The organism is Rhodococcus sp. MT28 (assembly GCF_058792695.1).
The window spans coordinates 1,206,581-1,218,391 of the sequence record NZ_JBXAFD010000001.1; the positions used below are offsets into that span (position 1 = coordinate 1,206,581).

Below are 11,811 nucleotides of genomic sequence, written 5' to 3' on the forward strand. Positions count from 1 at the left end.
ATCACGAGTCGTCCACGGGGTTGTCTACGACGGGTCGCTGCCCAGTTGCGGCATATTCTCCTGTACAGAGCGTCGGTGTCTTGTCATGTACGTGGCGTCGGTGTCGCCAGCGATCGCGCGGACCGATTCTGTACGAGTAGCAACCTGGATCAATCCGAGCCGAAACACACTACCGGGCACGGCGAGCCGCGACGAAGGGTGAGATCGAGTCTCTCGGCGATATCGTGAGGCGCGAAAAGGGCCGAACCCGAATAGTTCTCGATCTCTTCCAGACTCCACCATCTGAAACCGTGTAGGTGCTCATCGCGCAATTCTGCGTCGGTCAGTGCCCCTCGTGGTTCGAATTCATGAACTCGAACCAGGAAATAGAAGTTGTCGACGCCGCTGAATCCGGGAAAGTGCTCTGGATCGATGATCGTTTGACGCCAGACGAGCGGCTGCGTCGTGCGTAGTTCGAGCCCTACCTCTTCTCGAAGCTCTCGCTCGAGTGTGCCGCGTGGGGTCTCACGTTCCTCACAACGGCCACCGGGCGTGATCCAATAGGTTTCATCGGATCTAGATCGAAACTCGCACAACAGTATTCGATACGAATGATCCACGATCAGCGCTCGCGCAGAACGTCTGATCGACTCCGAAGGTCCGCCGGTGCTCATGTTTCTTCCTCAAATCCCGAACAGAATTTCCTTCCGTTCGGTGACACCAGTGCGAGTACACCGGATTTCGATGTACTCGCACGTGGGCCACTGCTTGTTCGACCTCATGCTTGTTCGACCTCAGTGGGAGACCGTGTGATGCTCCGGCTTCGGAGCATTTCCCGTACGTTCAGTTTCCGAGTATCGCGGAACGGTTTTCATCAATACAGGACCGCCGACGGCGATGAGCAGGAGCAAGATTGCCGGCAGCGCCGGCATCCAGCCGATTCCGAATCCGTCGACGATGAGCGTGATCGCAGCCGGCCCGGCGAGCATGCCGACGTAGCCGATCGCATTGACAATTCCGATGTTTCTTCCGGCGTTCTCGGGGTCACGACGGCCGGCAGCAGAGAGCATCAGCGGAGCCATGCATGCCAGCCCGAGCCCCAGGAGAACGAATCCCACCAGGGCGAACGGAGCTGACGCACCCCCGATCGCGAGCAAGGCACCGACGAATCCGATCACACCACTGACGGCCACGATGACGCGCGCACCGAAGTACTCGGCGAGCCGGTCGCCGAAGAGGCGCCCCACGAATTGTGCACCGGAGTAGAAGGTCACAGCTGTCGCAGCCATACCTGCGCTGGTATCGGCATGGCGCCGGACGAACTCCTGTCCCCAGTCCAGAATTGCGCCTTCGCTGAGCATCGATGCCAGCATCAAGAGGCCGAATCCGGCCATGATCAGCAAAGTCGTCGTCGACGCCGATCTCTCGGTTGTCGATTGCTTCTCGATCGCGACTGCGGCAGCCGGGGGAAGCAGCTCATCGCGAGTCAACAGCCAGCGACCGAACACAGCTCCGAGAACCGACATCGTGACACCGATCGAGATGTAGGCCACGGCGGGGCTCTCGACATAGTGACGGGCGATTGCACTGGCCACCAGGCCGATGACGAATCCGCCTGCCGGATAGGCCGCGTGGAACGCAGACATGATGGGCCTGCCGTAGTAACGCTCCACCTGCACACCGTGTGTGTTGAAGGCGGTATCGAAGGCACCTCTCAACAGGCCGATCATCACGCCGAGGAACATTGCGCTGGCAATACCCTGCAAGAACGCGAACGGGATATACATCAACGGGTAGATGATCATCGTCGGCATACAGGTGGCTCGCGGACCGTACCTGTCGACGAACGGCCCGATGAGGAAGCAGCCGACTGCAGCGCCGACGCCGATCGCCAGTGCCACCAGCCCGAAATTCGAGTCTCCGCCCTCCCCCGACCACCCCAGGTGAGCACGGAGCGCAGTGGTGTTCGTCGACCACGTGAGCATGACCGCTCCCAATTGCGCGAATCCGAAGAATGTCGCAACCCGGGCGAGCCGAATTCGCTGGAGGCTCAGCGCCGGCCGGTCTTCCGAAATGTTCGTAGTCATTGTGAGTCCTCAATCTGCACACGCGTGCCCCTCAATAGGGTTGCGAGGCACGTCATGTACTGCAATCAGCGTTGTCCAAATCACGTTACGGAGTCGCCATCACAACAACGATGCGCAGTGCGAGAACTAATTCACCATAAATATGCACATATCGCGCACATCCTAGGCCAAACAGTCCCCGCAGCCGCACGCCCGCCAGGTCGACACTGCGCACTGCATCATTGCGCGTAACGACACCGGGGGATAAAATTCACCATTCTCGTGCGGTTAAACGTATCACCGCACGTGGAAGAGTCAATAGGGCAAGAATCAGCGCACTGGTAATTGATCGACCGAGCCGTGTGCCCGAAGGTGAGCCTCGTGCCGGTGTAGAAGTAGCTACAGCGAGCCTGCACTGTTTTGCAACGACGCGTGGACGGTCACCCGCGAGACCGCACTCGCAAGCCTCCTGGCCGGCGCTGACCGCCTACTGATCCCCGGCGGCGATGAAGTCACCACTGTTGCAAAGTCGTTGGCCGCCGCGGCCGTCCGGAATCCGATAGCTGGAGAACGCCTTCGCAACGCAACAAACCGTGTCCGCGCGCTGGTCAATGCGACCGACCTACGCGATTTCCCAGGCAAACAAAAGCGAGGTTGAACGCGTCGTGGCCGACACCAAACGCTGGCGACCGCCTTCCGCGACACTGCACACAGCAGTTACTCCCCCACGCGCTTCGCCCCCACAGTCACTCCCCCACCCGCTTCGCCCCCACAGTCACTCCCCCACCCGCTTCGCCCCCACCATGCGCCTCGCTATCTCCAAATACCTCTCCACCAACTCGTCCGGAGACAACTCACCGTCCGGTCGGTACCAGACCGCGACGGCGACGCACATCGTCACCACGGCTCGGCTGGCGTCCTCGGGATGGTCGGCCTCGAACACTCCCGAAGCGACGCCGTCGAGGACGATCCGGTCCACCTGCTTCTGCTGTTCGTCGCGCTGGGCGATGTAACCAGCCCGGCTGTCGGGCTCCATGCTGCGGATCTCCGAGGAGGCGACGAACGACTGCTCGCGTCGAAACATGTGGAACCGCAACAGAGATTCGATCACCGCGTCGAAGCGATCGGAGGGATCGTCCCCGGCATCGAGTTCGGCGGCGCGGCTTCGCTCCAACAACTCCGTCATCACAACGGTCGCCAGACCGATCAGCAGAGCTTGCTTGGACGGGTAGTGGTGGTAGAGCCCCGGCACCGACAGCCCGGACCGCGACGCGACGTCACGGATCGAAGTCCCGTGATAGCCCTGCTCGACGAACGCCTCCAACGCCGCAGCGAGCGGTTTCGGTAGTCCCAGGTCTTCGTAATCGCGCCAGGACCCGCGTACCGGAAGCTCGTTCGTCATACCGATACCGTAGATCGCTCTTGCGCCGCCGCCGAACACGTCGGAGCCATTGGTTAGAGTCGGTGTTCACCGAAAGACAGGGACCAGTCATGATCCATGTTCGCCACACCGCGGTTGCTGCCGTGCCGGTTGATGTCGCCTTCGACTACATCGACGACTACCGCAATGTCCCGACGTGGATGTTCGGTGTTTCCGAGTTCACCCCGTTCGGAGAGTTCGATCAGGGACTCGGCGCCACGTTCGACGCGGCCATGCAGATCGGGCCGAGCACGTTGCGCTCCAAACTCGAGGTCACCGAGTGGGAGAAGAATCGGATCATCAAGCTGTCCTCGCTCGGCGGTGTATCCAACTCGTCCACGTGGGAGTTCGCCGCGATCGACGATTCCAAGACCGAGCTTTCCGTCGACTTCGCCTACAAACTGCCCGGCGGCATTGCCGGCAAGGCACTCGGCCGATTGATCGGGCCGTTCGTCGAAAACGCTGTCAAGAACAGCGAGGAAACACTGCGCCACAGCCTCGAGGAGCAGTTCGCGGCCCGCGGCGAAGGCTGAAACTACCCGCGGTCGCCTTCGAGTCCCAGCGCGTTGGCCCACACCTGAGTAGCCGTCTTGACGACGTCCTCGAACGGGACGGGGTTGCCGTCGGCGCCAGGTTCCTCGGAGACGAATGAACTGTAGGCAAGACGGCTCACCATCGCCGACAGTGCTCGGGAAGCCAGCAGCGGGTCCAACGAGGCGTCTGCCTTGCCAGCTGCTTGCAAGCGTTCGATGGCTCGGGCATTGCGAGAAATGAAGGTCTCGGCTCGGTCCCGACGCAGTTTCGCGAAGGCCGGGTCGATGTGCGATACCTGCTCGAGTAGGCCCATGAGTTTGGCGTTGCGGCGAAAAGCCGTCAGGTAGGCACGGTTGCTCGATTCGAGGACCGCATACGGATTGTCGACGTCGCGGACCCGTCCCATGCCTGGGTGCAGCATGTCTTCCTGCGCGACGTCGAGAACTGCGGCGAAGATCTGCTCTTTGTTGTCGAAGTAGGTGTAGAACGTGCCGGTGGAGCAGTTCGCTTCCTTGGTGATGTCCGTGAGACGGGCGTCGAGATACCCTGCGCGCTCGAACACCGTTCGAGCCGCTGCGACCAGAGAAGCCCTGGTCCGGACGCCGCGGGCAGTCACCGGCAGGTCACGCAGAAGCTCCGTCGCAGCCATGGATGGTGGCGGACGGTCTTCCCAGTTCTCCTGAGGTTCGGCGCGAGAGGTCACCAGCTACTTATACGGCAAAGCCGGCGACATCTCGGCATCGGCGTCAGGTGATGGTGATTCCTCCGTCGACGGCGATGGTCTGACCGGTGACGTATCCGCCGGCCTCGGACGCGAGCCACACCATGGTGGCCGCGAGCTCTTCCGGATCGCCCATGCGGCCGAGGATCAGGCGCGGAGCCATCGCGTCCAAGTAACCGTCGTTGTATTGGTCTGTCATTTCCGACTTGAAGAAGCCGGGCGCGATCGCGTTGACGCGAATGCCCTTGCGCGTTCCCCACTGCTGTGCGAGGTCGCGGGTCAATCCGACGACGCCTGCCTTGCTCGCCGCATAGGCGGCCTGCGGGAGTCCGGCGGTCGTCAATCCGAGAATGCTCGAGATGTTGACGATGGAGCTGCCCGGGAGCATGACGCGGCCGCAGGCCTGCGCTGCCCAGTAGGACCCATTGAGGTTGATGTCGATGACGGCGCGGAACTGGTCCGGGGTCTCGCGGGTCGCCGGAACGGCAGTTCCGACGCCGGCATTGTTGACCAGCACGTCCACGCGGCCGAACTTCTCCATCGCGGCGTCGACCATGTTCTGAGCCTGAGCCGGATCGACGATGTCGGTGGCCACGCACAATGCTTCGCGGCCTGCGTCACGCACGAGCTTGGCCGTGTCTTCGAGCTTGTCGACGCGGCGAGCAGCGAGGACGACGTCCGCGCCGGCCTCTGCTGCGGCTTTCGCAAACGCCACCCCGAGGCCCGACGACGCACCGGTCACGATGACCACTCGATCGGTCAGAGAGAACTTGTCGAGAACAGACATGCGCGGTGATGCTCCTGTGTCGTCGGGTTCGGGAAGTGGCGGTTGCAGTGACGTATCGACTGCAGTTGCGAAATTACAGGCCGAGATCGCGGCCGATGAGTTCCTTCATGATCTCGTTGGATCCGGCCCAGATCTTGGTGACGCGGGCGTCCATCCACGCGCGAGCGGCGCGGTACTCGGTCATGAAGCCGTAGCCACCGTGCAACTGAACGCAGTGATCGAGGACCTCGTTCTGCACCTGCGCGGTCCACCACTTAGCCTTGGCGGCGTCGATGGCGGTCAGCTCGCCGGCAGCGTGTGCCGCGACGCAGTTGTCGACGTAGGCCTGGGTGACCTCGATGCGGGTGACGAGATCCGCGAGAAGGAATTTGTTCCACTGCAACGAGCCGATCGGCTGACCGAAAGCCTTGCGGTCCTTGGCATATTGCAGCGTCTCTTCGAGGATCGGAGCGGCGTGCGCGATGTTGGACACCGCAGCGCCGACGCGCTCCTGCGGCAGCATTTCCATCATGTGGATGAAGCCGCGGTCGATCTCACCGATGATGTTGGTGGACGGCACGCGAACGTTCTCGAAGAACAGTTCGGCGGTATCGGACTCGTGCTGGCCGACCTTGTCGAGCTTGCGTCCGCGCTCGAAGCCTTCCATGCCGGTCTCGACGGCAAAGAGGGTGATGCCCTTGGACTTCTTCTCGGGACTGGTCCGAGCCGCCACGATCACGAGGTCGGCGTTGTAGCCGTTGGTGATGAAGGTCTTGGAGCCGTTGATGATCCAGTCGTCGCCGTCCTTGACCGCAGTGGTCTTGAGCGAGGCGAGGTCGGATCCACCGGAAGGCTCGGTCATGCCGATGGCCGTCAGCATCTCACCGGTGCAGAACTTGGGCAGCCAACGCTGCTTCTGCTCTTCGGTGGTGAGCTGAACGAGGTAGGGAGCAACGACGTCGGCGTGAATGCCGAAGCTCGAGGCAACAGCTGCACTGGCGCGCGAGAGCTCTTCGGCCAGAACCGCGTTGAAGCGGTAGTCGCCGGCTTCGCTTCCGCCGTACGCCTCCGGAACCTCGAGTCCGAGGAAGCCGTTGCGTCCCGCTTCGAGCCAGATTTCACGATCGATGAAGCGCTGGTCGATCAGCTTCTCTGCGACCGGAAGGATGTTCCGGTTGACGAATTCGCGAGCAGATTCGCGAAATGCCTCGTGATCGGGTCCGTACAGAGTGCGACGCATGACGAGTTGCTTCCTTTCGGCGTGGCAAAGCCACACGTAACGATGTTCCTAAGCATTCGCTTAGAATCTAAGCACCTGCTTATAGTGAATCGAGAGCGGGATATTGTCAACATCGAAATCCGTCACACCTGGAGGAAACCGTGAGCGATTCACCTGACGTGGTGATCAGCCCCTCCAAAGCTGCGGCCCGTATCCGCGCGGCAGCCGTGGACGCTTTTGCCTCTGCCGGCTACGGCGGCACCACCACCCGTGACATCGCCGCGCGACTCGACATGAGTCCCGCCGCCATGTACCCGCACTACCGCTCGAAAGAAGAACTGCTTTTCGCGATCAGCTTCGAAGGCCACACCGAAGCGTTGAAGGTGGTCGAGGGCGCCGACCGACCGGGTGAAGAACCGTCGGTTCGCTTGCAGGAACTGATCAGCACCTTCGCCAGTTGGCAGGCGGGGCACCATTCACTCGCTCGCGTCGTCCAGTACGAACTCACTGCCCTCACACCAGAGCACTACCGAACCGTCGTCGCGCTTCGCCGCAGCACGACGCGGGTGGTCCGGGAGGTTGTCGATGCCGGCGTGCAGTCGGGCGATTTCACGATCCCCGATGCCGAAGGCGTCACCCTCGCCTTGATGTCCCTGTGCGTCGACGTGTGCCGCTGGTTCCCGGCCGGCAACTACACGAACCCGGAAGACATCGGAAAACTGTACGGAGACCTGGCATTGAGGATGGTGGGCGCCGCCCGAATCAGGTGACGCCGACCGCAGAAAGGACTCGGCCAGTGGCCAACCGCACCTATCTCTACTCGACCCCTGTTGCCCCGCATGAGAATCCGGCTGCCGCTCGCACCCGTGGACTCAAAGGAATCTCGGAGTGGTCGTACGCGATACCGCTGGTCCCCCGGATCCTTGTGTCCGTGAATCCGCTCCCCCGCCAGTCGATCATCTGGGACGACACCCCCGACCTGATCGCGGTCACCGCGCCCTGTGGTCCTGGTATCGCCCGGTTCGAAGACTTCCTCGGCCGCATCGATCACCCCGCACTCGGCACGATGGCCGGCGATGCGCTGCGTTTCCTGCACAGCCACACCGAACCCGACCACTACTTCGTCCTCGAGTGCGGCGAGATCTTCGACATGGACGACGAACCGTTCGCCGAACAGGGCACGGCCCTGATGACCGGTCTGGCGGACATCGACGCCGAGATGGAGGCGGCGCTGGCCACGCTCGCACCCGTCAAGCCAAGCTTCTGGGAGCGACTGTTCACGCCGACTCAGGAGAGCGTCGAGGAACCGCTACGCGAGCTCGGCCTCGGTTACTGGTCCGAGACCCTGTACTTCGATCTCGACGTCCCTCGATAGGAGCCGATCAGTCCGAGATCTCACCCAACCGACGCTCCAGGTAGGCCCGCTCCGGTTCCGTACCAACGAGTTTCAGAGCTTGTCGGTACGCGGATGCCGCTGCGTCGGTGCGCCCCAACCGAGCAAGTAGTTCGGCTCGTGCAAGGTGATACGGATGGTAGTCGGCAAGTTTGGGCTCCGCTGCCAGTTCCTCCAGCGCAGTCAGCCCGACTTCCTCGCCGTCGCGCATCGCCAACGCTACTGCCCGATTGACGGCCACGACCGGCGACGGAGTCAGCGTGAGGAGCACTCCGTAGAGAGCGCAGATCTGTGGCCAGTCGGTGCTCTCCACATCTGCGGCCTCGTCGTGCAATGCGGCGATGGCGGCCTGCACCCCGTACGGCCCCGGCGCTCCCCCGGTCAACGCGACTACGACGAGGTCGCTGCCTTCCTCGATCATCGGCTGGTCCCAACACCCGCGATCCTGGTCTTCGAGGAGCACGATCCCGCCGGCGGCGTCGGTACGGGCATCCCGACGCGCGTGGACGAGAAGCATCAATGCAAGCAACCCGGCGATCTCGCGCTCATCGGGAAGCAATGCGCGCAAGATCCTCGCCAGCCTGATCGCCTCCACCGCCAGGTCTACGCGTTGCAGATCCGGACCCGAACTCGCTGCGTACCCCTCGGTGAACACCGAGTAGATCACCTGCAGAACACCGGGCAAACGTTCCGGGAGTTCTTCGGCGCTGGGAGTGCGGAAGGGAATCCGAGCCTGACGGATTTTCTTCTTCGCGCGCACGATCCGCTGCGCCATCGTCGCCGAAGGAACGAGGAAAGCCCGAGCGACTTCGGGCGTCGTCAACCCGCCGAGGCAACGCAAGGTGAGTGCGATTCGGTCGTCCTCGGCCAGCGCTGGGTGCGAGCAGGTGAAGAACAGCTGCAACCGCTCGTCGGGAAGTTCTCCGTCGACCGTGGGCGGCGCCGGGTCGGCACGATCGGCGTCCACCTGCATCACCGCCAATCGCGCCGCATAGGCCTGATCACGACGAAGCCTGTCGACGGCTTTACGACGCGCCGTGGTCAGCAGCCAGGCGCCGGGCTTAGCCGGCACTCCGTCCACGGGCCAGTGCACCAACGCGGCCTCGACGGCTTCAGAGGTGACTTCCTCGGCCAGATCCAGATCACCGAAGCGGCGGACGAGCGAGGCCAAGAGTCGTCCGCGTTCCTCCCGGAACACTGACTCGATGGAGTTCTCGGCCTGCTCGTCCACGGCGAATCAGTCCCCGAACCCGGCCAGTGGACGCACCTCGACGCTGCCGCCGTCGCGCGCGCCGGGGCACCGCGCGGCCCAGGCCAGCGCCGCATCCAGATCAGGGACGTCGATGACGTCGTAGCCGCCGAGGATCTCACGGGTTTCAGCGAAGGGTCCGTCAGTGACGGTCTTTTCCCCGGACTGCGAGACTCGAACCGTCGTCGTGGTGGTCAGGTCGGCGAGAGCATCGCCGGACACCCAGATGCCGGCGTCCTTCATTTCCTTGTCGTATTGCTGCCAGTCCTCGAACGTGCACTGGGGTTCGGTGTCTCCGCCGGGTGCGGTGTAGATGAGCAACATGTACTTCATGACTGACTCCTTGGTCTGTTGTTTTTCTTGCGGCTTTCTTGCCTTACAACATGACGACGAACGGTTCTCCCCGGAATCGACAGGCGACTCGAAAAAACTTTTGGCGAGTTCGGCCGAGGCGCTGCCGTTAGGCTGAGTGTATGACCGAACGCGACCGGGACGCCGCTGGGAAACCCCTCAATTCGCGGCCCCGTGACGGACTCGGACGTCCACTGCCACGCGACGCAGCGGGCGGTGTCCCGCGCATTCCGGACGATGTACGCCTGCCACCAGACGAGTCGATCACCGAGGCGCAGCGCCTCCTCGACCACGGCATGCCTTTCCACGCACACGAGATTCTCGAAGGAACGTGGAAAAGCGCGCCGCCCGAGGAACGTGACCTGTGGCAGGGACTGGCTCAGTTGGCCGTCGGGCTCACCCATCTGCTTCGGGGCAACAACACCGGCGCCGTCTCACTCCTCGGCCAGGGTCACGACCGCATCAGGCACTACGAGGTCGAGAGTCCGCACGGCCTCGATATCCCCGGTCTACTGACGTGGTCCGAACACCTGCTCGCCGAAATCGATCGCCCCGGCGATTTCCCCGCCCCTCCGATTCCGAGGTTGAGAATCCCCTGATGCCCATCTTCCCCATGTTTCCGCTCGGCTCCGCTTTGCTACCGGGTGAGGTGTTGCCCCTGAACATCTTCGAACCTCGGTATCGCGCACTGGTCGAGAACGTTCTCGAAGCTGCCGACGGCCCACTGTTCGGAGTAGTGCTCATCGCTCGTGGCCACGAGGTCGGTGGCGGCGAATCACGTCACGACGTCGGCACTCTGGCTCGGATCGAGTCTCATGTCGCCATGGGTGCCGGGCGGTATCAGTTGTATTGCCGGACCGAAGACCGCATCCGGGTCAATCGATGGCTGCCAGACGATCCCTACCCACTTGCCGAGGTCGAATTGTGGCCTGACGAGAACAACGGAACACCAGTCACTGCTTACGAATACGACTCGCTCCTCGAGCGCATCGAGTTCATGTACGGAATGCTGGGAAAGCTCGCACTTCGGGCCGGCGAACAGACTCCGCGAATGCCCGTCCCACCGGATCCCTTGGATCCGCTGGGTTCTCGGCTGTATGCCCTCGCCAGGAGCATTCCAATGGGTGACGCCGATCGCCTGGCGATTTTGACCGCGCCAGGCGCCGACGAACGTATTCGCACACTCTCGGAGGCAGTCGAGAACACCATCGAGGTCGCGCAGTTCAATCTCCTCTGAGCGCAACTACGCCATCGTCTGACCCATGTCGATGACGATCTTCGTCCCGGTGACCGCGCGGGAGAGGTCCGTCGCGAGGTAGACGACGGCGTTGGAGATGTCCTCGACGGTGGTGCGCGGGACGGACGTGAGCGGCCACTTGTACGAGTTCATGTACTCCGGATGAGTAGTGAGTACCTTACCGACGTTGGGATCGTTGCCCATCTCGGTCTCCACCGCGCCAGGGTGGATGCTGTTGACTCGAATGTCGAAGCTTCCCAATTCCGTTGCAGCAGTACGAGCCAAACCCACGAGGCCGTGCTTGGCCGCCGAGTAGTGCGCGCAGCCGGGCGCTTCGGCGACGCCGGCAGCACTGCTCACAATCACGATGGAACCACCGTTGCCGGCTTCGATCATTGCAGGAACCGCAGCTGTCATCGTGCGCCAGACACCATTGAGATTGATGTCCACCAGCGTCGACCACTGTTCTTCAGGCATCTCCCAGAAACGGTTCCACGTAGCGATGCCCGCATTGGCAATCACGACGTCGAGGCGACCGAACTTGTCGACGCCCGACGCCACCGCCGCCCGCAGCGCCTCGAGGTCACGGACGTCCGCTACAGCGGTGACGATCTCGCGCCCCTCCGCGCGCACGAGACGAGCCGTTTCTTCGAGGTCGGCTTCAGTCGCGGCCGCGTAACCCACGTCTTCGGACACCGACGCGCACACGTCGACAGCGATGACGTCTGCACCTTCCTGCGCGAGTCGAATCGCGTGATTGCGTCCCTGACCCCGCGCTGCACCGGTGATGAAAACGACCTTGCCTGCCAACAGTTGTGTCATGGCCGGGACGTTAGACGCTGATGTGGCCCGCTGCCTCCGAGTTCCCGCTCGACG

General features: G+C 62.7%; 14 protein-coding genes. 5 read left to right on the top strand and 9 right to left on the bottom strand.

Going from position 1 to position 11,811, the window contains the following annotated elements:
- Positions 1-149: 149 nt before the first annotated feature.
- The 3 genes from AC1Q6C_RS05790 to AC1Q6C_RS05800 form a co-directional block, all read right to left on the bottom strand.
- Positions 150-653 carry an NUDIX domain-containing protein gene (locus AC1Q6C_RS05790; RefSeq protein WP_054825966.1) on the bottom strand — a complete coding sequence of 168 codons (504 nt, stop codon included), beginning with the start codon at positions 651-653 and terminating at the stop codon, positions 150-152.
- 120 nt (positions 654-773) lie between these two features.
- Complete coding sequence (locus AC1Q6C_RS05795; RefSeq protein ID WP_021331879.1) at positions 774-2,066, bottom strand: MFS transporter; 1,293 nt, start codon at positions 2,064-2,066, stop codon at positions 774-776.
- A gap of 754 nt (positions 2,067-2,820) precedes the next feature.
- Positions 2,821-3,447, bottom strand: coding sequence for a TetR/AcrR family transcriptional regulator (locus AC1Q6C_RS05800; RefSeq protein ID WP_030536574.1), 627 nt, complete (start codon positions 3,445-3,447; stop codon positions 2,821-2,823).
- A gap of 89 nt (positions 3,448-3,536) precedes the next feature.
- Here AC1Q6C_RS05800 and AC1Q6C_RS05805 point away from each other — a divergent pair, with 89 nt between their 5' ends.
- Entirely contained in the window at positions 3,537-3,998 is a 462-nt protein-coding gene (locus AC1Q6C_RS05805) for an SRPBCC family protein (protein WP_064443685.1), read from the top strand.
- A gap of 2 nt (positions 3,999-4,000) precedes the next feature.
- Here the strand turns inward: AC1Q6C_RS05805 and AC1Q6C_RS05810 are convergent, their stop codons facing one another.
- The 3 genes from AC1Q6C_RS05810 to AC1Q6C_RS05820 form a co-directional block, all read right to left on the bottom strand.
- Positions 4,001-4,648 carry a TetR/AcrR family transcriptional regulator gene (locus tag AC1Q6C_RS05810; protein ID WP_007730038.1) on the bottom strand — a complete coding sequence of 216 codons (648 nt, stop codon included), beginning with the start codon at positions 4,646-4,648 and terminating at the stop codon, positions 4,001-4,003.
- Positions 4,649-4,745: 97 nt separating this feature from the next.
- The gene (locus tag AC1Q6C_RS05815) at positions 4,746-5,507 is read right to left on the bottom strand and encodes an SDR family NAD(P)-dependent oxidoreductase (RefSeq protein WP_003939707.1); all 762 of its coding nucleotides are present in this window, start codon (positions 5,505-5,507) and stop codon (positions 4,746-4,748) included.
- A 73-nt stretch (positions 5,508-5,580) separates the two neighbouring features.
- Entirely contained in the window at positions 5,581-6,726 is a 1,146-nt protein-coding gene (locus AC1Q6C_RS05820; protein ID WP_007730036.1) for an acyl-CoA dehydrogenase family protein, read from the bottom strand.
- Between the two features lie 140 nt (positions 6,727-6,866).
- Between AC1Q6C_RS05820 and AC1Q6C_RS05825 the strand changes: the two genes are divergently transcribed.
- Both AC1Q6C_RS05825 and AC1Q6C_RS05830 read left to right on the top strand, forming a co-directional pair.
- Entirely contained in the window at positions 6,867-7,475 is a 609-nt protein-coding gene (locus AC1Q6C_RS05825; RefSeq protein ID WP_030536572.1) for a TetR/AcrR family transcriptional regulator, read from the top strand.
- Between the two features lie 26 nt (positions 7,476-7,501).
- On the top strand, positions 7,502-8,080 hold the full coding sequence (locus AC1Q6C_RS05830) for a DUF7822 domain-containing protein (protein ID WP_230359117.1): 579 nt from the start codon (positions 7,502-7,504) through the stop codon (positions 8,078-8,080).
- Positions 8,081-8,087: 7 nt separating this feature from the next.
- Here AC1Q6C_RS05830 and AC1Q6C_RS05835 read toward each other — a convergent pair whose 3' ends face one another.
- Positions 8,088-9,329: an RNA polymerase sigma factor gene (locus tag AC1Q6C_RS05835; protein ID WP_003940594.1), complete on the bottom strand. Its 1,242-nt coding sequence runs from the start codon at positions 9,327-9,329 to the stop codon at positions 8,088-8,090.
- A 6-nt stretch (positions 9,330-9,335) separates the two neighbouring features.
- A complete protein-coding gene (locus AC1Q6C_RS05840) occupies positions 9,336-9,680 on the bottom strand; it encodes a YciI family protein (RefSeq protein WP_007730031.1) in 345 nt (114 codons plus the stop codon).
- A gap of 140 nt (positions 9,681-9,820) precedes the next feature.
- On the opposite strand from AC1Q6C_RS05840, the gene AC1Q6C_RS05845 reads away from it, so the two are divergent.
- Entirely contained in the window at positions 9,821-10,297 is a 477-nt protein-coding gene (locus tag AC1Q6C_RS05845; RefSeq protein ID WP_003940372.1) for a DUF309 domain-containing protein, read from the top strand.
- Positions 10,297-10,935 carry an LON peptidase substrate-binding domain-containing protein gene (locus tag AC1Q6C_RS05850; RefSeq protein ID WP_003940076.1) on the top strand — a complete coding sequence of 213 codons (639 nt, stop codon included), beginning with the start codon at positions 10,297-10,299 and terminating at the stop codon, positions 10,933-10,935. The genes AC1Q6C_RS05845 and AC1Q6C_RS05850 overlap by 1 nt, the downstream gene beginning before the upstream one ends.
- Before the next feature lie 6 nt (positions 10,936-10,941).
- Here the strand turns inward: AC1Q6C_RS05850 and AC1Q6C_RS05855 are convergent, their stop codons facing one another.
- Complete coding sequence (locus AC1Q6C_RS05855; protein WP_042446953.1) at positions 10,942-11,757, bottom strand: mycofactocin-coupled SDR family oxidoreductase; 816 nt, start codon at positions 11,755-11,757, stop codon at positions 10,942-10,944.
- Positions 11,758-11,811 lie beyond the last annotated feature (54 nt).

Bases quoted from the DNA above. Each gene is read 5' to 3' on its own strand.
- AC1Q6C_RS05790 (WP_054825966.1), bottom strand. From the start codon at position 653: ATGAGCACCGGCGGACCTTCGGAGTCGATCAGACGTTCTGCGCGAGCG.
- AC1Q6C_RS05795 (WP_021331879.1), bottom strand. From the start codon at position 2,066: ATGACTACGAACATTTCGGAAGACCGGCCGGCGCTGAGCCTCCAGCGA.
- AC1Q6C_RS05800 (WP_030536574.1), bottom strand. From the start codon at position 3,447: ATGACGAACGAGCTTCCGGTACGCGGGTCCTGGCGCGATTACGAAGAC.
- AC1Q6C_RS05805 (WP_064443685.1), top strand. From the start codon at position 3,537: ATGATCCATGTTCGCCACACCGCGGTTGCTGCCGTGCCGGTTGATGTC.
- AC1Q6C_RS05810 (WP_007730038.1), bottom strand. From the start codon at position 4,648: ATGGCTGCGACGGAGCTTCTGCGTGACCTGCCGGTGACTGCCCGCGGC.
- AC1Q6C_RS05815 (WP_003939707.1), bottom strand. From the start codon at position 5,507: ATGTCTGTTCTCGACAAGTTCTCTCTGACCGATCGAGTGGTCATCGTG.
- AC1Q6C_RS05820 (WP_007730036.1), bottom strand. From the start codon at position 6,726: ATGCGTCGCACTCTGTACGGACCCGATCACGAGGCATTTCGCGAATCT.
- AC1Q6C_RS05840 (WP_007730031.1), bottom strand. From the start codon at position 9,680: ATGAAGTACATGTTGCTCATCTACACCGCACCCGGCGGAGACACCGAA.
- AC1Q6C_RS05845 (WP_003940372.1), top strand. From the start codon at position 9,821: ATGACCGAACGCGACCGGGACGCCGCTGGGAAACCCCTCAATTCGCGG.
- AC1Q6C_RS05850 (WP_003940076.1), top strand. From the start codon at position 10,297: ATGCCCATCTTCCCCATGTTTCCGCTCGGCTCCGCTTTGCTACCGGGT.
- AC1Q6C_RS05855 (WP_042446953.1), bottom strand. From the start codon at position 11,757: ATGACACAACTGTTGGCAGGCAAGGTCGTTTTCATCACCGGTGCAGCG.